Source organism: Streptomyces triticirhizae (assembly GCF_003696235.1).
Lineage (GTDB): Bacteria > Actinomycetota > Actinomycetes > Streptomycetales > Streptomycetaceae > Streptomyces > Streptomyces triticirhizae.
In genome coordinates, this window is the sequence record NZ_RFFJ01000059.1 from 1 (window position 1) to 19,678 (window position 19,678).

20 protein-coding genes and 1 pseudogene are annotated in these 19,678 nt (G+C 73.1%); 16 read left to right on the forward strand and 5 right to left on the reverse strand.

What is annotated here, in order from left to right; translation table 11 throughout:
- From EBN88_RS12885 to EBN88_RS32700, 15 genes and pseudogenes are all read left to right on the forward strand, one after another.
- Positions 1–1,426 (forward strand): HD domain-containing protein (locus EBN88_RS12885; RefSeq protein WP_122183995.1); only part of this gene is annotated, 1,426 nt, incomplete at its 5' end.
- 76 nt (positions 1,427–1,502) lie between these two features.
- Complete coding sequence (gene ffh / locus EBN88_RS12890; protein WP_122183996.1) at positions 1,503–3,059, forward strand: signal recognition particle protein; 1,557 nt, start codon at positions 1,503–1,505, stop codon at positions 3,057–3,059.
- Between the two features lie 74 nt (positions 3,060–3,133).
- Positions 3,134–4,549 carry a proline--tRNA ligase gene (proS, locus tag EBN88_RS12895; RefSeq protein WP_122183997.1) on the forward strand — a complete coding sequence of 472 codons (1,416 nt, stop codon included), beginning with the start codon at positions 3,134–3,136 and terminating at the stop codon, positions 4,547–4,549.
- 137 nt (positions 4,550–4,686) lie between these two features.
- The gene (locus tag EBN88_RS12900; protein ID WP_122183998.1) at positions 4,687–5,295 is read left to right on the forward strand and encodes a hypothetical protein; all 609 of its coding nucleotides are present in this window, start codon (positions 4,687–4,689) and stop codon (positions 5,293–5,295) included.
- Positions 5,296–5,443: 148 nt separating this feature from the next.
- The gene (gene rpsP, locus EBN88_RS12905; RefSeq protein WP_122183999.1) at positions 5,444–5,869 is read left to right on the forward strand and encodes a 30S ribosomal protein S16; all 426 of its coding nucleotides are present in this window, start codon (positions 5,444–5,446) and stop codon (positions 5,867–5,869) included.
- Between the two features lies 1 nt (position 5,870).
- A complete protein-coding gene (locus EBN88_RS12910; RefSeq protein WP_122184000.1) occupies positions 5,871–6,110 on the forward strand; it encodes an RNA-binding protein in 240 nt (79 codons plus the stop codon).
- Positions 6,111–6,219: 109 nt separating this feature from the next.
- A complete protein-coding gene (gene rimM, locus EBN88_RS12915; protein ID WP_122184001.1) occupies positions 6,220–6,798 on the forward strand; it encodes a ribosome maturation factor RimM in 579 nt (192 codons plus the stop codon).
- The gene (trmD, locus tag EBN88_RS12920) at positions 6,795–7,604 is read left to right on the forward strand and encodes a tRNA (guanosine(37)-N1)-methyltransferase TrmD (protein WP_122184002.1); all 810 of its coding nucleotides are present in this window, start codon (positions 6,795–6,797) and stop codon (positions 7,602–7,604) included. Before rimM ends, trmD begins: the two co-directional genes overlap by 4 nt.
- Before the next feature lie 135 nt (positions 7,605–7,739).
- Entirely contained in the window at positions 7,740–8,087 is a 348-nt protein-coding gene (rplS, locus tag EBN88_RS12925; protein WP_122184003.1) for a 50S ribosomal protein L19, read from the forward strand.
- 30 nt (positions 8,088–8,117) lie between these two features.
- Entirely contained in the window at positions 8,118–8,846 is a 729-nt protein-coding gene (gene lepB, locus EBN88_RS12930) for a signal peptidase I (protein ID WP_122184004.1), read from the forward strand.
- Positions 8,839–10,092, forward strand: a complete 1,254-nt coding sequence (gene lepB / locus EBN88_RS12935) for a signal peptidase I (protein ID WP_122184005.1) — start codon at positions 8,839–8,841, stop codon at positions 10,090–10,092. Before lepB (EBN88_RS12930) ends, lepB (EBN88_RS12935) begins: the two co-directional genes overlap by 8 nt.
- Before the next feature lie 94 nt (positions 10,093–10,186).
- Positions 10,187–10,915: a signal peptidase I gene (lepB, locus tag EBN88_RS12940; protein WP_233580632.1), complete on the forward strand. Its 729-nt coding sequence runs from the start codon at positions 10,187–10,189 to the stop codon at positions 10,913–10,915.
- Positions 10,916–10,972: 57 nt separating this feature from the next.
- Positions 10,973–11,737: a signal peptidase I gene (lepB, locus tag EBN88_RS12945; protein WP_122184006.1), complete on the forward strand. Its 765-nt coding sequence runs from the start codon at positions 10,973–10,975 to the stop codon at positions 11,735–11,737.
- A 13-nt stretch (positions 11,738–11,750) separates the two neighbouring features.
- On the forward strand, positions 11,751–12,086 hold the full coding sequence (locus tag EBN88_RS12950) for a DUF2469 domain-containing protein (RefSeq protein WP_097233036.1): 336 nt from the start codon (positions 11,751–11,753) through the stop codon (positions 12,084–12,086).
- 372 nt (positions 12,087–12,458) lie between these two features.
- Positions 12,459–12,731 (forward strand): annotated as a pseudogene (locus EBN88_RS32700) (peptidoglycan DD-metalloendopeptidase family protein); the annotation flags it as partial.
- 84 nt (positions 12,732–12,815) lie between these two features.
- Here EBN88_RS32700 and EBN88_RS12960 read toward each other — a convergent pair.
- From EBN88_RS12960 to EBN88_RS12980, 5 genes are all read right to left on the reverse strand, one after another.
- Positions 12,816–13,439 (reverse strand): TetR/AcrR family transcriptional regulator, encoded by a 624-nt coding sequence (locus EBN88_RS12960; RefSeq protein ID WP_122184007.1) that lies wholly within the window; start codon positions 13,437–13,439, stop codon positions 12,816–12,818.
- 75 nt (positions 13,440–13,514) lie between these two features.
- On the reverse strand, positions 13,515–14,357 hold the full coding sequence (gene whiG, locus EBN88_RS12965) for an RNA polymerase sigma factor WhiG (RefSeq protein ID WP_122184008.1): 843 nt from the start codon (positions 14,355–14,357) through the stop codon (positions 13,515–13,517).
- Positions 14,358–14,501: 144 nt separating this feature from the next.
- Positions 14,502–15,659 (reverse strand): DNA-processing protein DprA, encoded by a 1,158-nt coding sequence (gene dprA, locus EBN88_RS12970; RefSeq protein WP_122184019.1) that lies wholly within the window; start codon positions 15,657–15,659, stop codon positions 14,502–14,504.
- Positions 15,659–17,272, reverse strand: a complete 1,614-nt coding sequence (locus EBN88_RS12975) for a YifB family Mg chelatase-like AAA ATPase (RefSeq protein ID WP_122184009.1) — start codon at positions 17,270–17,272, stop codon at positions 15,659–15,661. Before EBN88_RS12975 ends, dprA begins: the two co-directional genes overlap by 1 nt.
- Positions 17,272–17,652 (reverse strand): YraN family protein, encoded by a 381-nt coding sequence (locus EBN88_RS12980; protein ID WP_122184010.1) that lies wholly within the window; start codon positions 17,650–17,652, stop codon positions 17,272–17,274. The genes EBN88_RS12975 and EBN88_RS12980 overlap by 1 nt, the downstream gene beginning before the upstream one ends.
- A 960-nt stretch (positions 17,653–18,612) precedes the next feature.
- On the opposite strand from EBN88_RS12980, the gene rpsB reads away from it, so the two are divergent.
- Positions 18,613–19,524 (forward strand): 30S ribosomal protein S2, encoded by a 912-nt coding sequence (gene rpsB / locus EBN88_RS12985; RefSeq protein ID WP_122184011.1) that lies wholly within the window; start codon positions 18,613–18,615, stop codon positions 19,522–19,524.
- Positions 19,525–19,678: the final 154 nt, after the last annotated feature.

A 19,678-nucleotide genomic window follows, 5' to 3' on the forward strand; every position in this document is an offset into this window, starting at 1 on the left:
CGCAGCCGCGGCCGCCGGCCTGCCGCTGGCGCTGCCGGCCGTCTCCGCGCTGGCCGCCCAGCCCGCCACCCTGCCGGTGCCCTGGCCGGCCGAGGCGCGCGAGCAGTTGATCACCCTGCTCGGCGCCGGGCCCGACACCGTTCCCGTCTGGGAGGCGCTGGAGGCCGGCGGGCTGATCACCCGGCTGCTGCCCGACTGGGAACGGGTGCGCTGCCGCCCCCAGCGCAACCCCGTGCACCGCTGGACCGTCGACCGGCACCTGGTGGAGACGGCCGTCCGGGCCTCCGCGTTGACCCGCCGGGTCCGCCGCCCCGACCTGCTGCTGGTGGCCGCGCTCCTGCACGACATGGGCAAGGGCTGGCCCGGCGACCACAGCGTCGCAGGCGAGACCATCGCCAGGGACATGGCGACCCGGATCGGCTTCAACGCCGCCGACACCGACGTGCTGGGCACCCTGGTCCGCCACCACCTGCTGTTGATCGAGACCGCCACCCGCCGCGACCTCGGCGACCCAGCCACCGTCGCCCTGGTCGCCGACGCCGTCGGCGACCCGCTCACCCTGGAGCTGCTGCACGCCCTCACCGAGGCCGACGCGCTGGCCACTGGGCCCGCCGCGTGGTCGAGTTGGCGCGCCTCGCTCGTCGCCGACCTGGTGAAGCGGGTGGCGGCCAGCCTCCGGGACGGCGCGGCCCCACCGCCCGAGGGCGAGCCGGGCCCCTCGGTCGCCGCCGAGCGGCTGGCCGTCGAGGCGTTCCGCACCGCGGGACCCGTGCTCGCGCTGCGGCCCCGCCCCACCGACACCGACGGCCCCGAGCGGGAGGACGACGCCGAGCCCGAGCCGGTCGGCGTGGAGCTGGTCGTCGCGCTGCCCGAGCAGCCGGGGGTGCTGCCGGCCGTGGCCGGGGTCCTCGCGCTGCACCGACTCGCCGTCCACTCGGCCGAGTTGCGCGCCATCGACCCGGTGGGCGCCGGCCAGATCCTGCTGCTGGACTGGCGGGTGTCCGCCCAGTACGGCTCGCTGCCCAGGGCCGAACGGCTCCGCGCCGACCTGGTGCGCGCGCTGGAGGGCTCGCTGGACATCAGCGGCCGCCTCGCGGAACGGGAGGCCGCCTACCGCCGCCCCCGCCGCCGGCCCGGCGCCCCGCCGCCCCGGGTGACCGTGGCCCCGCTCGGCTCCCGGCTGGCCACCGTCCTTGAGGTGCGCGCCCAGGACGCCCCCGGGCTGCTGTACCGGATCGGCCGCGCGCTGGAGGCCGCCGGCGTCTGGGTGCGCAGCGCGCACGTCAGCACGCTGGGCGCCAACGCCGTCGACGCGTTCTACGTCACCACCGCCGAGGGCACGCCCCTGAGCGAGGCCAGGGCCACCGAGCTGGCCCGTGACCTGGAGCGTGACCTGGCCGGGGCGGGCGGCTCCGGCACGGGCTGACACCTTCGGCCGCCGGGCGGATACGCTGGAGGGCACCGCCGACCTGACCGCCGATGTGTAAGGATTCGCCAGCGCCGTGTTCGACACACTCTCCGACCGCCTTGCGGCCACGTTCAAGAACCTCAGGGGCAAGGGCCGTCTGAGCGAGGCGGACATCGACGCCACGGCGCGGGAGATCCGCATCGCGCTGCTGGAGGCGGACGTCGCCCTGCCGGTCGTCCGCGCCTTCATCAAGCAGGTCAAGGAGCGCGCGACCGGCACCGAGGTCTCCAAGGCGCTCAACCCGGCCCAGCAGGTCATCAAGATCGTCAACGAGGAGCTGGTCGGCATCCTGGGGGGCGAGACCCGCCGGCTGCGCTTCGCCAAGAACCCGCCGACCGTTGTCATGCTCGCCGGCCTCCAGGGCGCGGGCAAGACGACCCTTGCCGGCAAGCTGGGCCGCTGGCTCAGGGAGCAGGGCCACACCCCGTTGCTGGTCGCCTGCGACCTGCAACGCCCCAACGCGGTCAACCAGTTGAGCGTCGTCGCCGAGCGCGCCGGCGTCGCGGTCTTCGCGCCCGAGCCGGGCAACGGCGTCGGCGACCCGGTGAAGGTCGCCCAGGACTCGGTGGTCTTCGCCCGCGACAAGCAGCACGACGTGGTGATCGTCGACACCGCCGGCCGCCTCGGCATCGACGAGGAGCTGATGCGGCAGGCCGCCGACATCAGGGACGCCGTCCGCCCCGACGAGATCCTCTTCGTCGTGGACGCCATGATCGGTCAGGACGCGGTCACCACGGCCGAGGCGTTCCGCGACGGCGTCGGCTTCGACGGCGTGGTCCTCTCCAAGCTCGACGGCGACGCGCGCGGCGGCGCCGCCCTGTCGATCGCGCAGGTCACCGGCCGGCAGATCATGTTCGCCTCCAACGGCGAGAAGTTGGAGGACTTCGACGCCTTCCACCCGGACCGGATGGCGTCCCGCATCCTCGGCATGGGCGACGTGCTCAGCCTGATCGAGCAGGCCGAGCGCACCTTCAGCCAGCAGGAGGCGGAGAAGCTCGCCAGCAAGCTCGCCAAGGGGCCCAAGGAGTTCACCCTCGACGACTTCCTGTCCCAGATGGAGCAGGTCCGCAAGATGGGCTCCATCTCCAAGCTGCTCGGGATGATGCCCGGCATGGGGCAGATGCGCGACCAGATCAACAACCTTGACGAGCGCGAGGTGGACCGCACCGCCGCCATCATCAAGTCGATGACCCCGGCCGAGCGGTCCGACCCCAAGATCATCAACGGCTCGCGCCGCGCCCGCATCGCCAAGGGCTCCGGCGTGGACGTCAGCGCGGTGAAGGGCCTGGTCGAGCGGTTCTTCGAGGCCCGCAAGATGATGTCCAGGATGGCCCAGGGCGGTGGCGTCCCCGGAATGCCCGGCATCCCCGGGATGGGCGGCCCCGGCGGCGGCAAGCGCAAGGGCGGCAAGCAGCAGAAGAAGGCCAAGGGCAGGCGCCGTTCGGGCAACCCGATGAAGCGCCAGGCCGAGGAGCAGGGCGGCGGCCGGGGCGGCCAGGACGGCGGCGCCTTCGGCATCCCGGGCGCCGGCCAGGACCCGGGCGACTTCGAACTGCCCAAGGAGTTCCGGGACATCCTCCCGCCGAAGTGACCCACTGCGGGGAACGGGCCGCCCGCGCGAAACCGATTCACGCTCGGGGCCCGTTCCCCCGTACCATCTGCCGCATGGCAAAGGCTCCCGTACTCACCCCCCAGGCGGAGGACTTCCCGCGCTGGTACCAGGACGTGATCAGCAAGGCCGAGCTGGCCGACAACGGGCCGGTGCGCGGCACCATGGTCATCCGACCGTACGGCTACGGTCTCTGGGAGCGGATGCAGGAGGAGCTGGACACCCGGATCAAGGCGACGGGCGCCCGCAACGCCTACTTCCCGCTGCTGATCCCCCAGTCCTTCCTGGCCAGGGAGGCCGAGCACGTCGAGGGCTTCGCGCCCGAGCTGGCCGTGGTCACCCACGGCGGCGGCAAGCAGCTGGAGGAGGCGGCGGTCGTCCGACCCACCTCCGAGACCATCATCAACGAGTACTTCGCCAAGTGGGTGCAGAGCTACCGCGACCTGCCCCTGCTGATCAACCAGTGGGCCAACGTGGTCCGTTGGGAGATGCGGCCGCGCGTCTTCCTGCGCACCACCGAGTTCCTCTGGCAGGAGGGCCACACCGCGCACGCCAGCTACGAGGACGCGCGCGACTTCGCCTCGCTGATCCACACCGACGTCTACGCCGACGTGATGGTCAACGTGCTGGGCATCGACGTGGTGTTGGGGCGCAAGACGCCTTCCGAGCGCTTCGCCGGCGCGATCAACACCCTCACCCTGGAAGCGATGATGGGTGACGGCAAGGCGCTCCAGATGGGCACCAGCCACGAGTTGGGGCAGAACTTCGCGCGCGCCTTCGACACCCGCTTCCTGGGGAGGGACGGCGAGCGCGAGCTGGTCTGGCAGACCTCCTGGGGCGCCTCGACCCGCATGGTCGGCGGCCTGATCATGGCGCACGGCGACGACAACGGGCTGCGGGTGCCGCCCCGGCTCGCCGCCGTCCAGGCCGTGGTGCTGGCGATCAAGGGCGACGAGGCCGTGCTGACCCGGGTCCGCGAGATCGGCGCCCAACTCGCCGCCGCCGGCGTCCGCGTGGAGGTGGACGACCGCACCGACGTGCCGTTCGGCCGCCGCGCCGTCGACTGGGAGCTGAAGGGCGTCCCGGTCCGGGTCGAGGTCGGCCCGCGCGACCTGGAGGCCGGCACCGCGATGCTGGCGCGCCGCATCCCCGGCGGCAAGGAGCCGGTCGCGATCGACGCGCTGCCCACCGTGGTCCCCACCGCGTTGGAGGAGGACCAGGAGCTGCTGCTGCGGCAGTCCCGCGAGCGCAGGGAGAGCCGCACCTTCGACGTGCGGACCCTGGCCGAGGCGGCCGAGGCGGCCAGGGCGGGGAACTGGGCCAGGCTGCCGTGGGCCGAGGTCGGCGCCGAGGGCGAGAAGCGGCTGGCCGAGGACGCGGTCACGGTGCGCTGCCTGGTCGCCGAGGACGGCTCCGTGCCGACCTCGGACGACGCCCCGGGAACCCTGGCCGTGGTGGGCCGGTCCTACTGAACGACGGCGGACCGGGCGGTGTCCGGGGGGCCGTGCGAAACGCCCCGGACACCGCCCGTTCACGCTCCGAACTGACGGGTAAGTGCAAATTCGCGGACTTGCCCCGGAATCGGAACACAGCGGGGCCATCGCTCGTTATGCACGACGTGAGCACGACACCACCAGTTCTCGCCGCCGAGCTGGCACACGCGTGGGCCGACATCCAAAGGCACCACCCGGAGCTGCCGGACCTGGCCGCGCCCGAATCCCTGATCGGAGAGTCCTCGTCCGCCTGCGGCGCCGAACTCTCCTTCGAACGACTGCTGCACGAGGCGGTGCACGGCATCGCCGCCGCCCGGGGGGTCAGGGACACCTCTCGCGCGGGGCGCTACCACAACCGCCGATTCCTCGCGATCGCCGAGGAGTTGGGCCTCGACCACCCCGAGGACCCGCACCCGAGCAGCGGCTTCTCCCTGGTCACCATGAGTCCGGAGACCAGACGGCGCTACCGGCCCACCGCCGAGCGCCTCCAGCGCGCGCTCAAGGCCCACATCGCCGCCACCGCCAGCGACACCAAGCGCAGCTTCCGTGGCCCGGCCGCGCGCCACGGCTCCTCCGGGGGCGGCGTGCGCGTCAAGGCCGTCTGCGAGTGCGGGCGGAACGTCCGCGTGGTGCCCTCCGTGCTGGCCCAGGCCCCGATCGTCTGCGGCGCCTGCAAGACGCCCTTCCAGATCGTGGACGCGGTGACCGTGGGAGCCTCGTCCTGACGGCTGTGGCAGAATGGTCCGCTGAACTCGACAGTCGTCCAGGACCCCTCTCTCCTCCGACTGACGCGTCCACCGGACCCAGGCCCGCCGCATCCCCACGCGGCGGGGGCGGGTCCACCACGTCAATCACGCAGGAGACACCACACCCGTGGCAGTCAAGATCAAGCTGAAGCGACTGGGCAAGATCCGCTCGCCTCACTACCGCATCATCGTCGCCGACGCTCGTACCCGCCGGGACGGCCGGGCCATCGAGGAGATCGGCCTGTACCACCCGGTGCAGAACCCGTCGCGCATCGAGGTGAACTCGGAGCGCGTGCAGCACTGGCTGAGCGTCGGCGCCCAGCCGACCGAGCCCGTGCTGGCCATCCTCAAGGCCACCGGCGACTGGCAGAAGTTCAAGGGTCTGCCGGCCCCGCCGCCCCTGAAGGAGCCCGCCGCCCGCCCCGACCGCCGGGCCGCCTTCGAGGCCGCCGCCAAGGAGTCGGGTGGCGAGCCGAAGGGCGAGGCCATCACCCCCAAGGCGAAGAAGGCCGAGAAGAAGGCCGAGGCGCCGGCCGAGTCCTCCGAGGGCTGAGATGCTGGAGGAGGCCCTGGAGCACCTGGTGAAGGGCATCGTCGATCATCCCGACGAGGTCCAGGTCGCCTCGCGCACCCTGCGCCGGGGACGTGTGCTGGAGGTCCGGGTGCATCCCGAGGACCTCGGCAAGGTGATCGGCCGCAACGGCCGCACCGCGCGCTCCCTGCGCACGGTCGTGGGCGCGCTCGGTGGCAAGGGCATCCGCGTCGACCTGGTCGACGCGGACGAGGTCCGCTGAGGCGACACGTTCACATGGCATCACCGTGAGGGCCGGGTGCGGCGCGAGTCGCACCCGGCCCTCACGTCGTCCCGGCATTCCGCCGTCATCAGTGAGGAACGAGAGCACCGTGCAACTGGTCGTCGCACGCGTGGGCCGCGCCCACGGGATCAAGGGCGAGGTCACCGTCGAGGTGCGCACCGACGAGCCCGAACTGCGGCTGGTCCCCGGCGAGACGCTCAGCACCGAGCCGCCCGAGGTGGGGCCGCTGACCATCGAGAGCGGCCGGGTGCACAGCGGCCGGCTGCTGCTGCGGTTCGCCGGCGTCAACGACCGGAGCGCGGCCGAGGCGCTGCGGAACACCCTGCTGGTCGCCGACGTCGATCCCGACCAACTCCCGGACGACCCCGAGGAGTTCTACGACCACCAGCTGATCGGCCTCGCCGTGGTCACCGTCGGGGGCGAGACCGAGGTGGGCGAGGTGCGGGAGGTGGCCCATCTGCCGGGCCAGGACCTGCTGGTGGTGGCGCGGCCTGGCGGCGGGGAGGCGTTCGTCCCCTTCGTCGAGGCCATCGTCCCCGAGGTCGACCTGGAGCGCCGCCGCGTGGTCATCGACCCGCCGCCCGGCCTGCTCGCCCTGGACGGCTCGGGCGAGGCCGGCGCCGACGAAGCGACGGGCGGTCGGACGGGCGACGAGGCCGGCGCATGAGGCTGGACGTCATCACGATCTTCCCCGAGTACCTGGAGCCGCTCAACGTCTCCCTGGTGGGCAAGGCGCGCGCCCGGGGGCAGTTGGACGTCCGCGTGCACGACCTGCGCGCGTTCACCCACGACCGGCACCACACCGTGGACGACACCCCCTACGGCGGCGGCCCCGGCATGGTGATGAAGCCCGAGCCCTGGGGCGAGGCGCTGGACGCCGTGCTGGCCTCGGGCGAGGGGCGTCCCGTGGTGGTCGTGCCCACGCCGAGCGGGCGTCCGTTCACCCAGGAGCTGGCCGTCGAACTGGCCGAGGAGCCCTGGCTGGTCTTCACCCCGGCCCGCTACGAGGGGATCGACCGGCGGGTGGTCGAGGAGTACGGCGAGCGGCTGGACGTGTGGGAACTCTCCATCGGCGACTATGTGCTGGCCGGCGGCGAGGCGCCGGTGCTGGTGATGGTCGAGGCCGTCGCCCGGCTGCTGCCCGGCGTCCTGGGCAACGCGGACTCGCACCGCGACGACTCCTTCGCGCCGGGGGCCATGGCCGCGCTGCTGGAGGGGCCGGTCTACACCAAGCCGCCCGAGTGGCGCGGGCGGGCCGTTCCCGAGGTGCTCAGCAGCGGCCACCACGGGCGGATCGCCCGCTGGCGGCGGGACGAGGCGCTGCGGCGTACCAGCCTCAACCGGCCCGATCTGATCGCCGGTTGTGACCCGAAGGACCTCGACAGGCACGATCGCGCGACGCTCGCCGAGCTGGGCTGGGTCGAGGGACCCGACGGCCGATTTGGGCGCTCGCCGGAGGCCGTGGAAGAATAGGCCGCTGGCTCACGCCCGGCGCGCGACCCTGCCACAGGGGGACCGACGCCGCCGGGGCGAGAAGGGCCAGACTCACACACCCGGCAACGTACCGCCGCGATGACCTGTGGCATCGGGCGAGGAAAGCAGCAGGCCATGAACCTCCTGGACAGCATCGACAGCACCTCCCTGCGCGAGGACGTCCCCGACTTCCGTCCGGGCGACACCGTCAACGTCCACGTCCGCGTCATCGAGGGCAACCGCTCCCGTGTCCAGCAGTTCAAGGGCGTGGTCATCCGCCGGCAGGGCTCCGGCGTGCGGGAGACCTTCACGGTCCGCAAGATCAGCTTCGGCGTCGGCGTCGAGCGCACCTTCCCCGTCCACACCCCCGTGGCGGAGAAGATCGAGGTCGTGACCCGTGGTGACGTCCGCCGCGCCAAGCTCTACTACCTGCGCAACCTGCGGGGCAAGGCCGCGAAGATCAAGGAGAAGCGGGAGAACTGACCGGCCCGCGCGGGCGGTTAGCATCTCCGCGTGACCGACTCCGACGCGGAAGCCTCCTCGGGACCTCCCGAGCCCGAACGCCCCGAGCGCGACCAGCCCGCCGACTCCCCGAAGTCGAAACGGCGCTGGTCGCGCTCGACCCGTTTCTGGCTGTCGGTGGTGTTGGCTACGGTGGTGGTCACCTCCCCGGTCAGCAGGTTCGTGGTGCAGCCCTTCGTGATCCCCAGCGGCTCGATGGAGGGCACGCTGCGGGTCGGCGACCGGGTGTTGGTGAACAAGCTGGCCTACAGCTTCGGTGGCGAGGTGCAACGGGGCGACATCGTCGTCTTCGACGGCACGGGCTCGTTCGTCGCCGAGGAGTCCGATCCCGGGCTGCTGGAGGGCCTGCTGCGGACGGCGGCCGGCGCCGTGGGGCTGGCCAGGTCGTCCGACTCCGACTTCGTGAAGCGGGTGATCGGCATCGGCGGGGACCGGGTGCGCTGTTGTGACGACGAGGGCCGGATCGAGGTCAACGGCGAGCCCCTGGAGGAGCCATATCTCTATCCGGGGGACAAACCTTCGAATGTCAGGTTTGATATTCGAGTGCCCGAGGGACGGTTGTGGGTAATGGGCGACCACCGTTCTGACTCGGCGGACTCCAGGGAGTATCTGGGCTCCCCGGGGGGCGGCACCGTCCCCGAGGACAGGGTCATCGGCCGTGCCGACTGGGTCGGTTGGCCCATCGGCCACTGGACGTCCCTCCGGTCGGACCATGGGTGAGCGGGGACGTCCGCGCGGACGCCGGGGCGAGAGCCGGGGGCGTCGCGCGGGGAAGAGGCCTGAGCCGAGGCCGGACCGGGCGTCCGGGCCGGGCCAGGACGACCAGCGTTGGGGCCGCCACGCGGCGCCGCGCGGCGCCCACCCTCCCGAGTCGGACCGCGAGCCCACGCCGACGCTGCGCGGCCCGGGCGAGGGGCGGGCGGCGCGCCGGAAGGCCGCCAAGCGGATCAAGCGGCGCCGCCGGCTGCGGGCCACCCGCGAGATACCCATCCTGATCGGCACCGCGCTGCTGATAGCGCTGGTGCTGAAGACGTTCCTGGTGCAGGCGTTCGTCATCCCGTCCGGCTCCATGGAGGAGACGATCAGGATCGACGACCGGGTGTTGGTGGACAAGCTCACCCCGTGGTTCGGCTGGGAGCCGGAGCGGGGCGACGTGGTGGTCTTCAAGGACCCGGGCGGCTGGCTGGACACCGAGCAGAACGCGGGCTCCGAGAGCGACCCGCCGGTGGGGATCAAACAGGGCCGGGACTTTCTGACCTGGATCGGTCTGTTGCCGTCGCAGGACGACCAGGATCTGATCAAGCGGGTGATCGCCGTCGGCGGCGACACCGTGGTGTGCTGCGACGAGGACGGCCGGATCACGGTCAACGGGGCCGCCCTGAACGAGCCCTACCTCTACCCGGGAAACCCGCCCTCGCAGATCGAGTTCGAGGTGGAGGTGCCCGAGGACCGCCTCTTCGTGATGGGCGACCACCGGTCCAACTCGGCCGACTCCCGGTACCACCTCGACGATCCCGGGCAGGGTACGGTACCGAAGGACCTGGTCGTCGGCCGTGCCGTGGTGATCGCCTGGCCCTTCGGGCACTGGCAGCGGCTGGGCGACGCCGAGGCGTTCGCGGGGGTGCCCGAGCCCGACTCCGGCACCGTCAACGCCCGGGGTCCCACCGAGGTGAAGGAAAACGCACCCCTGCCGATCCCTGCGGAACTCCCGCTCGTTATGGGTGTGGTGGGCCTGTTGCGGCCCTCGGACCGGTCAACGCGAGGCGTGAGGAGTGGAAGTGGGGGATGTGGCGGTGGGTGCGCGATCCAACGCGGAGGAGCCGGAGGACCGTCCGGTGAGTCCGAATGGCGACGCGCCCGGCGGTGGCTCCCCCGGGGCGGGGTCGGCAGGTGGCGGCGGCGAAGACGGCGCGCCCGGGGCTGCCGGGGCTGCCGAGGAGGCGGCGGAGACGGGGCAGGAGGCTGACCAGGGGGCGAAGCGGGGAGGGAAGGGGACCGGCGACCGGCGCAAGCAGCGCTCCTTCTGGAAGGAGCTGCCGATCCTGATCGGCATCGCGGTGGTGCTGGCGCTGGTCATCAAGACCTTTCTGCTCCAGGCGTTCTCGATTCCCTCGGACTCGATGCAGAACACCCTCCAGCGGGGTGACCGGGTGCTGGTGGACAAGCTCACCCCGTGGTTCGGCGGCACGCCGGAGCGGGGCGAGGTGGTGGTCTTCCACGACCCGGGCGGCTGGTTGGGGGAGACGCCCTCCAACGGCGGGTTCGGCGCGGCGGTGCAGGACGCGCTGAGCTTCATCGGGCTGATGCCGTCCGCCGAGGACCAGGACCTGATCAAGCGGGTGATCGCGGTCGGCGGGGACACCGTCGAGTGCCACAAGGGCGGCTCGGTCATGGTGAACGGCGAGGCCATCGACGAGAGCGACTATCTCTACCCGGGCAACACCCCGTGCGACGACCGGCCGTTCGGTCCGATCGAGGTGCCCGAGGGGCGGCTGTGGGTGATGGGGGACCACCGTCAGGACTCGCTGGACTCCCGCTACCACCAGAACCTCGCCGGTCAGGGCACGATCTCCGAGGACGAGGTGGTCGGCCGGGCCGTCGCCATCGCCTGGCCGGTGACGCGCTGGGGGACGTTGCCGGTGCCGGGCGCCTACGACGCGCTCGCCGGGCCGGCGGCCGTCGGCGCACCGGGCGCGGTGGCGTTGGTGGGCGCGGTCCCGCTGGTGCTGTGGCGTCGCCGGCGCGCGGCGGCGGCCGACCGGTGGGAGACGCGGGGCCCCACGGGCTGATCGGCACGGCCCCGGTGGGTAGGGTCACCCCCTGAGACCGATCAGGAGGGGGCGCCGATGAGCGGGACGCCACGCCGTGGTGGGCGAGTCGGCCGCGCGCTGTCCAATGTGGCCGTGGGCCTGGGGTGTGTGCTGTTCCTCGGCGGCTTCGTGCTGGCCGCCTTCCTCTACCAGCCCTACACCGTGCCGACGGACTCGATGGCCCCCTCGGTGGCCTCGGGCGACCGGGTGTTGGCCGAGCGGATCGAGGGGCACGAGGTGCGGCGGGGCGATGTGGTCGTCTTCCGGGACGACACCTGGGGCGACCTGCCGATGGTCAAGCGTGTGGTCGGCGTCGGCGGCGACACGGTCGCCTGCTGCGACGAGGCCGGTCGGCTCCTGGTGAACGGCGAGCCGGTCGAGGAGCCCTATCTCGACGAGAGCGAACGGGCGGCCTCGCCGACCGGTTTTGACGCCGAGGTGCCCAAGGGTGAGCTGTTTCTCCTGGGGGATGACCGTTCGGACTCGCTTGACTCCCGGAGCCTGCTGGCGGAGGGGGAGCCGTCGACGGTGCCCAGAAGCGCCGTCTCCGGACGGGTCGCTGCCACCGTCTGGCCCCTGGACCGCCTGGGGTCGCTTCCCGAGGCGGAAGGATTCGCCGACCAGCCGGGCGGCATCTCGGGCCGGGGCCCGCTGTGGCCGCTGGTCTGGGCGACCGGCGGCGGCGCGGTGTTGATCATCCTCGGCGGGCTGCACGGCCCCCTCGTTCGGCTCACCTCACGTTCCCGGCGCGATGGCGTGCGCTCGTCCTCGGTGACGCACAATGAGGGGACGCACGGCTGAAGGGGATCACGCCATGAGTGCCGAGGACCTCGAAAAGTACGAGACCGAGATGGAGCTGAAGCTCTACCGGGAGTATCGGGACGTCGTCGGTCTGTTCACGTACGTGATCGAAACCGAGCGTCGGTTCTATCTCACCAACGACTACGAGATGCAGGTCCACTCGGTCCAGGGTGAGGTGTTCTTCGAGGTCAGCATGGCTGACGCCTGGGTGTGGGACATGTATCGGCCGGCTCGGTTCGTCAAGCGTGTGCGGGTGCTCACCTTCAAGGACGTGAACATCGAGGAGCTGAACCGCAGCGAACTCGACCTTCCCGAGGACTCCGGCTTCAGGGGCGGGCGCGGCGGCTAGTGCGCCCGTTTCACCCTGGTGGGTGAGCAGTTTCTGGCCAGTGCCCGAGTTATCCACAGATTTGCGTTCCCGGCCCCACGGGGGTGTCCAGGGTGCCATGCTGCCGGCATGAGATCACTGTGGGTAGCGTTGATGACGCTGCCGGTGCTGTTGGGGCTGTTCTCCGGGGCGGCCGCGTTGCCGGGGGCTCCGGGGGTTGCCGCGTTCTCCGGGGTTCCGGTGCCGGCCCGGGCGGCGGGCACGGCCGGCCCGGGTGCTGTGGAGGGCGTCGCGCCGGGTGGGGGCCTGGCCCGATCGGCCGAGCCGGCCCCGGCGAGTCCGGCGCTGGGCTGGCCGGTGCCCGGGGTGGACGGCGGGACGCGGCCCACGGTCATGCGCGGCTTCGAGCCGCCGCCCACGGCCTGGGCGGCGGGGCACCGGGGCGTCGACCTGGCCACGGTGCCGGGGGCCACGGTCCTGGCGGCGGCCGAGGGGCGGGTGTCGTTCGCCGGCCGGGTCGCCGGGCGGGGCGTGGTCACGCTGGAGCTGTCCGGCACCGGGGACCCGCCGCTGCGGCTGACGCACGAGCCGGTGGCGCGGCTGGTCAGGGAGGGGGACCTGGTGGGTGCCGGGGAGCCGCTGGGGGTGCTGGAGCCGGGGCCCTCGCACTGCGCCGGGCCGTGTCTGCACTGGGGGCTGCTGCGGGAGCGGACCTACCTCGATCCGCTCGCCCTGCTGCCGGAGCGGCTGCTACGCCGGGGTCCCGCCCGGCTGCTGCCGGTCTTCGGCGTCCCGGAGCCCCCGGGGCTCCCCGCCGCCGGCGACCCCGTCGAGGGCGATGGCCACCGCCAACTCGGCGATCCGCTCGGGGGAGTGGGCCCCCCGGCCGCCGGTGGCGACGCTCACGGCGGCGTCCACCAGACCACGGAGCAGCCCGGCGACCACCGAGGGCTCGGAGTGGCCCAGCTCGCGCAGCACGTCGACGACCAGTTCGGCCAACTCCCCGTGCGTGGCCCTGATCTCGGCGCGGGCCGCGTCGTCCAACTCGCTGACGGAGATCGCCACCACGGCCTGGTGTCGCTGGTCGGTCGCCAGCGCCAGCTGTTGGCGGACATAGGCGGCGATCTTCTCGCGGGGCGTGTCCACGGCGTCCATGGCGGCGGAGACCTCGGCGGCCCACAGCGGGAAGTCGTTGGCGCACAGCTCCGTGACGAGGGCGGCCCGTGAGGAGAAGTACTCGTAGACCGAGGAGCGGGCCAGCCCGGTGCGCTCGGCCAACGCCGCGAAGGTCAACGCCCGGGCGCCGCCCTCAACCAGCAGGGCGCGGGCGGCCTCCAGCAGCGCTGCGCGCCGCATCGCGCGGTGCTCGGCCACCGTGGCCGCTCGAATCCTGGGCACCCTCCCACTCTAGGACGCCCGCGTGTGAGGAGCCCACGGCCGCGCACGGTTTCAACCGGTGACGTCGGCGAGCTTGGCGCGCAGCTGCAACACCGACTTGGTGTGGATCTGGCTCACCCGGCTCTCCGTGACGCCGAGCACGGCCCCGATCTCGGCCAGCGTGAGCCCCTCGTAGTAGTAGAGCGTCACCACCGTCTTCTCCCGCTCGGGAAGGGTGTTGACCGCGCGGGCCAGCAGCCGGCGCAGCTCGCGGTCCTCGGCCACCTCCACCGGGTTGTCGGCGGCGGTGTCCTCCAGGGTGTCCATCAGGCTCAGCCGGTCCCCGCCGCCCTCGCCCGCGTGCAGCAGCTCCTCCAGGGCCACGACGTTGGCCAGCGACAACTGGCTGAAAACCCCGTGCAGTTCCTCCAGGGGGATGTCCATCTCCCGGGCGACCTCCGCCTCCGTGGGGGTGCGGCGCAGCGACGCCTCCAACGTGGCGTAGGCGCGCTCGATGGCGCGGGCCTTCTGCCGAACCGAGCGGGGAATCCAGTCCAGCGCGCGGAGTTCGTCGATCATCGCGCCCCGGATGCGGGTGATCGCATAGGTCTCGAACTTGATGGAGCGCGTCGGGTCGAACTTCTCGATGGCGTCGATCAGGCCGAACACCCCGGAGGAGACGAAGTCCGCCTGCTCGACATTGGGCGGCAGCCCGACGCTGACCCGGCCCGCCACATACTTCACCAACGGTGAGTAGTGCAGGATCAGCTGCTCGCGCAGCCGCTCGTCGCCGGTGGACTTGTAAGCACGCCACAGCTCGTCGAGCGCGGAGGGCGCCGAGGGGGTCATGGCGCCCTCCGCCGCGTCCGGTGCAGCCTGAGCCACCTGCCAGGGCCCGGGGGAGTGCTGGGGCATACGTCGTCGTGAGCCGTTCTGCGGGGGGTTCGTGGAGGTTCTGAAGACAGAACTCTGTGAGCGTAGCGTGACTGAAGGGTCGCATCGCGCATGTGTCGTCCGGGGAGGGATGCGCAGATACGTTCCGCTGGCCGCACGCTGGGGTTACGCGCCGCCATGGCCCCTCGCAATCACCACCCTCGCGTGTCGGGTTGACCCCGGCGACAACCGCCAGTGTTCGCCCACCCGTTCGACGAAGCCCAGCGCGCACAGCTCGCCCAGCCGGGCGCGCGCCTCGCCCTCGCTCGTGCAGGCACCCCTGGCGATCTCCGTCAGCGGAAGCGCGCCGTTCGCCGGCAGCGCGTCCAACACCCGCGCCGCGCGCGGCGCCAGCAGGTCCCGTGCCACCAGCGGCTCGGGCCCTGGCTCGGCCAACTCGCCCATCTCGCCCACCAGCTCGACGATCTCCGCCGCCTCGCTCACCAGCGTGGCCTCCGCCCTGATCAGGCGATGGGACCCCGCCGAGAGACCCGAGGTCACCGGCCCCGGCACCGCCATCAGATGGCGCCCAAGCCCTGCGGCGTAGCGCGCCGTGGCCAGCGCCCCGCTGCGCCGCGCCGCCTCGACCACCACCGTCCCCCTGGTCAACGCGGCGATGACCCGGTTCCGTTGGACGAAGCGGCCGCGCGTCGGGTGGTCGCCAGGGGCCAACTCGGCCACCAGCAGGCCACCCCGGGCGATGCGGTCCAGCAACTCCCGGTGCGCCAGCGGATAGCTCACGTCGACGCCGCAGGCCAACACGGCCACCGTCACACCCGAGACGGCGAGGGCGCCCCGGTGCGCCGCGCCGTCGATGCCGAAGGCCGCTCCGGAGACCACCGTCCACCCGCGCTCACACAGCCCGGTCGCCAACTCGGCGGCCACATGCGCGCCGTAGTCCGTGCAGGCCCTGGCCCCGACCACGGCCACGGCGCGGAGCGCGACAAAGCGCAGCGAACACGGGCCACGCACCCACAGCCCGATCGGCGCGGCCGCCCCCAGATCCGCCAACTGGCCCGGCCACTCCCGGTCCCCGGGACACAGGAAACGCCCGCCCAGCTCGCCGATCCGCGCCAGATCCCGCTCCGGCTCGGCCCGTTCGGCGCGCAGCAGCAGCCCGGCCCAGCGCTCCGCGCTCACCTCGGGCAGCGCCGGGCCCCTGGCCCGCAGCGCCTCCCAGACCGCCTCCGGCCCCCACGCGGCGAGCCAGCGCCCGACCCGCGCGTCCCCCGGCTCCACGACCCGCGCCAGCGCGGCCCGGGCCAGCCGCTCGGCCTCGGCGATCACGACAGGCTCCCCGCGACACGCGCGCGGCGCCGCACCCCGGTGCGCAGCTCCAGCGCGACGTCCACGTCCTCGGCCGTGGGCCGGTCGTGCCCGGCGAGGTCGGCCACCGTCCAGGCCACGCGCAGCACGCGGTCCAGGCCACGGGCGGTGAGCAGGCCCCGGTCCATGTCCTGCTCGGCTCTGGCCAGGGCACCCGGGTGGGGCGCCCAGCGGGTGCGCAGGATGTGCCCGGGCACCTCGCTGTTGGTCCGCCACGGGGTGTCCGCCAGCCGCTCGGCCGCGCGGTGCCGGGCGGCGAGCACCCGCCCGGCGACCCGGGCCGTCGGCTCCCCGCCGCCCGGCGCGACCAACTCGGCCCGGCTGACCGGCTCCACCGGCACCCGCAGGTCCACCCGGTCCAGCAGCGGCCCCGACAGCCGCGCCTGATAGCGCCGCACCGTGCCGGGGAGGCACTCGCAGTCCCCCAGCGGGGAGCCGTGCCGGCCGCACGGGCAGGGGTTGCTCGCCAGGACCAGCAGCACCCTGGCCGGCATCCGCACCACGCCGGCCGCCCTGGCCACCACCACACAGCCCGACTCCAGCGGCTGCCGCAACGCGTCCAGCGCCTGCCCGCTCATCTCGGCGGCCTCGTCGATGAACAGCACCCCGTGGTGCGCCAGCGAGACGGCGCCCGGCCTGGGCAACCCGCTGCCGCCGCCGACCAGCGCGGCCATCGAGGCCGAGTGGTGCGGCGCGCAGTACGGCGGCCGGTCGATCAGCGGACGCCCGGCCGGCAGCGAGCCGCTCACCGAGTGCACCGCGCTGACCTCAAGCGACTCCTTCCTGCTCAGCGGAGGAAGCAGCCCGGGCAACCGCTCGGCCAGCATCGTCTTGCCCGCGCCGGGGGCGCCCTTCAGCAGCAGGTGGTGCCGCCCGGCGGCGGCCACCTCCAGCGCCCGGCGGGCCAGCGACTGCCCCGAGACATCGGCGAGATCCGGCGGCGGCTCCCCGCCGTCCGGGCCCAGCGGCCCGCCCGGGTCCATCGCGCTCCAGGCCCCGGGGCCGAAGCCGCCCCCGGACCCCGGGGGCTCCGGCTCCGGCGCCTCCTCGGGCACCGGCTCGTCGGCGAGCAGCGCGATCAACTGCCGCAGGCTGCGCACCCCCAGCACCGCCATCTCCGGCGCCAGCGCCGCCTCGGCGACCGCGCCCTCGGGCACCACCACCTGCCGGTACCCCGCCTCGGCCGCCGTGAGGACGGCTGGCAGCACGCCCCGAACGGGCCGCACCCGCCCGTCCAGGGACAGCTCACCGATCATCATCACGTCGGCGATCGACCTCGGATCGATCCGCTCGGCCGCCGCCAACACCGCGCAGGCGACCGCGAGATCGAAGCCGCTGCCGAACTTCGGGACCGAGGCGGGGCTGAGGCCCACGGTCAGCTTCTTCTGTGGCCAGGGCGCGCCCGAGTTGACCACGGCGGCGCGGACCCGGTCCCGGCTCTCGGTCAGCGACTTGTCGGCGAGGCCGACCAGCGAGAACGCCGCCACCCCAGGCTCCAGATCGGCCTGTACCTCGACCACCATGCCCTCGACCCCCACCAGCGCCACGGCACAGGTGCGTGCGAACCCCATCACGCCACCCCCCGCACATGCTCGACGCGGGCGGCGCCCCGCCGGGGCAGCAGCACCCCGACGAGATCGATCCGCATCCCGCCCGGCGGTGGCTCCGGATGGAACGCCAACCACCGCTCGTCCAGCCAGCGTTCGGCCAGTCGGCGCAGCCGCTCCAGCTGCGCCGGGGCCATCCCCGCCAGCGGGTCCTGGAACCCGCCGGCCCTGCGGGTCTTCACCTCGCAGACGACCAACGCCGAGCCGGCCGGCTCGGCCGCCACGATGTCGATCTCTCCGGCGCGACAGCGCCAGTTCCTCTCCAGGACGGAGAGGCCGGACTCCCGCAGCCGTCGCACGGCGACCTCCTCGCCGAAGCGGCCCAGCGCACCTCGCTCGTTCATGCCGCATCACCTCCGCGACTCACTGTGACCGGCACCCGGGAAAGAAGTGGATCTTGGTGGATAACCAGCCGGTTGTGGATAACCTCGCCACCTCTTCGAGTGAACGAGCCCTCCGAGCCCCCGATCTCGGTCACGCTGTGTAAGCATCGACGCGAGGAGTCACGCCGTCCGGCCGAGCGGGGCGGCGACCGGCGCGGGACGCGGAGGAACGCATGGCGGCAGGAGCGCACCCACCTTCTCGCCCTCGGGGGCCAACAGGGCGACGCGAGCGTGCTGGCGCAACGGCTCCGGGGGCGGCGAGGCCCCATGGGCCCGCGTCGTCGCCTGCGGCGTGCGCCGGGACGGAGAGGCCCGGGGCCCCGATCGCGTTCCGCGCCCACCCGACGCGCACAAGCCCAGGCCGTGCCGGGGAACGGCGCCGGTCCACCGCCGAGGGCCTCCGCCCAGCCCTCGGCGGGCGGTGGGGGGCACGGCCTGGGCGCGGCTGCCAACCGACGCGCGGTGGCCGCTCGTTGATCCGCGAAGCCCCGCCGGGCTGGCTCCGGCGGACCTACCGCCGGCACCCCGACCACCATCGACAGCGGTTCCACGCGTTGACGAGCGAACACGGCCCGCCGCGGCCGGCCGGCGGCGGAGGAGGAGGTCGCGCCCCCGGCGGGGCGGCCGCGGGCGGTCCTGGGGCCGGGGTGGGGGCGGCGTTGGCCCCCGTGTGGCCGGGTCGGTAGCTGTCGCCCCGGCCCGCCGGGGTCCCGTACACTTCTGGTGGCGATCCGGGCACCCGGATCGACCTCGCACGCCCCGCCGTCGGGGCGCACCGGCCGCCCGGTGCGTGTTGATGGCCGCGCGTCTCGGTCCGTGGCGGTCGTGAGACATCGACACCCGGCACCGCGCGTCAGGGGCGTCAGGGGCGCCGGCCCTCCGGTCGGCGCCGACAACCGAGTCTGCACAAGGAGAACGGCCATGGCCGTCGTCACGATGCGGGAGCTGCTGGAGAGCGGCGTCCACTTCGGGCACCAGACCCGCCGCTGGAACCCGAAGATGAAGCGTTTCATCTTCACCGAGCGCAACGGCATCTACATCATCGACCTGCTCCAGTCGCTGTCGTACATCGACCGCGCCTACGAGTTCGTCAAGGAGACGGTCGCGCACGGCGGGACCGTCATGTTCGTCGGCACCAAGAAGCAGGCCCAGCAGGCCATCGCCGAGCAGGCGACCCGGGTCGGGATGCCGTACGTCAACCAGCGCTGGCTGGGCGGGATGCTCACCAACTTCTCCACGGTCCACAAGCGGCTTCAGCGGCTCAAGGAGCTGGAGCAGATCGACTTCGACGATGTGGCCGCCTCCGGCCTCACCAAGAAGGAGCTGCTCGTCCTCTCCCGCGAGAAGGCCAAGCTGGAGAAGACCCTCGGCGGCATCCGCGAGATGCAGAAGGTGCCCAGCGCCGTCTGGATCGTGGACACCAAGAAGGAGCACATCGCCGTCGGCGAGGCCCGCAAGCTGAACATCCCGGTGGTCGCGATCCTGGACACCAACTGCGACCCGGACGAGGTGGACTACAAGATCCCGGGCAACGACGACGCGATCCGTTCGGTCACCCTGCTGACCCGGGTGATCGCCGACGGCGTCGCCGAGGGCCTCATCGCCCGCTCCGGTGCCGCGCAGGCCAAGGACGGCGAGAAGCCGGCCGGCGAGCCGCTGCCCGAGTGGGAGCGTGAGCTGCTGACCGGTGCCGAGGAGAAGGCCGCCGAGCAGAAGCCGGCCGACGAGGCCACCGCCCAGCCGGCGGCGGCCGAGGCCGCAGCCCCCGAGGCGCAGCCGGCCGCCGAGGCCGAGCCCGCCGCCGAGGCGCAGCCGGCCGGCGAGAGCGCCTGAGGACCGTTCGGGCCCGGCGGCCGCCGGGCCCGATGGCAGCCGACGGCAGACAGCGATAAGAGCACGGGCGGTGCGGGGAGGCCGGAAGCGGCCCCCGCACCGCCGTCTCCGGTCGGTGCGGCGACAGCACCAAGCGAGCCCAGCGACCCCAACG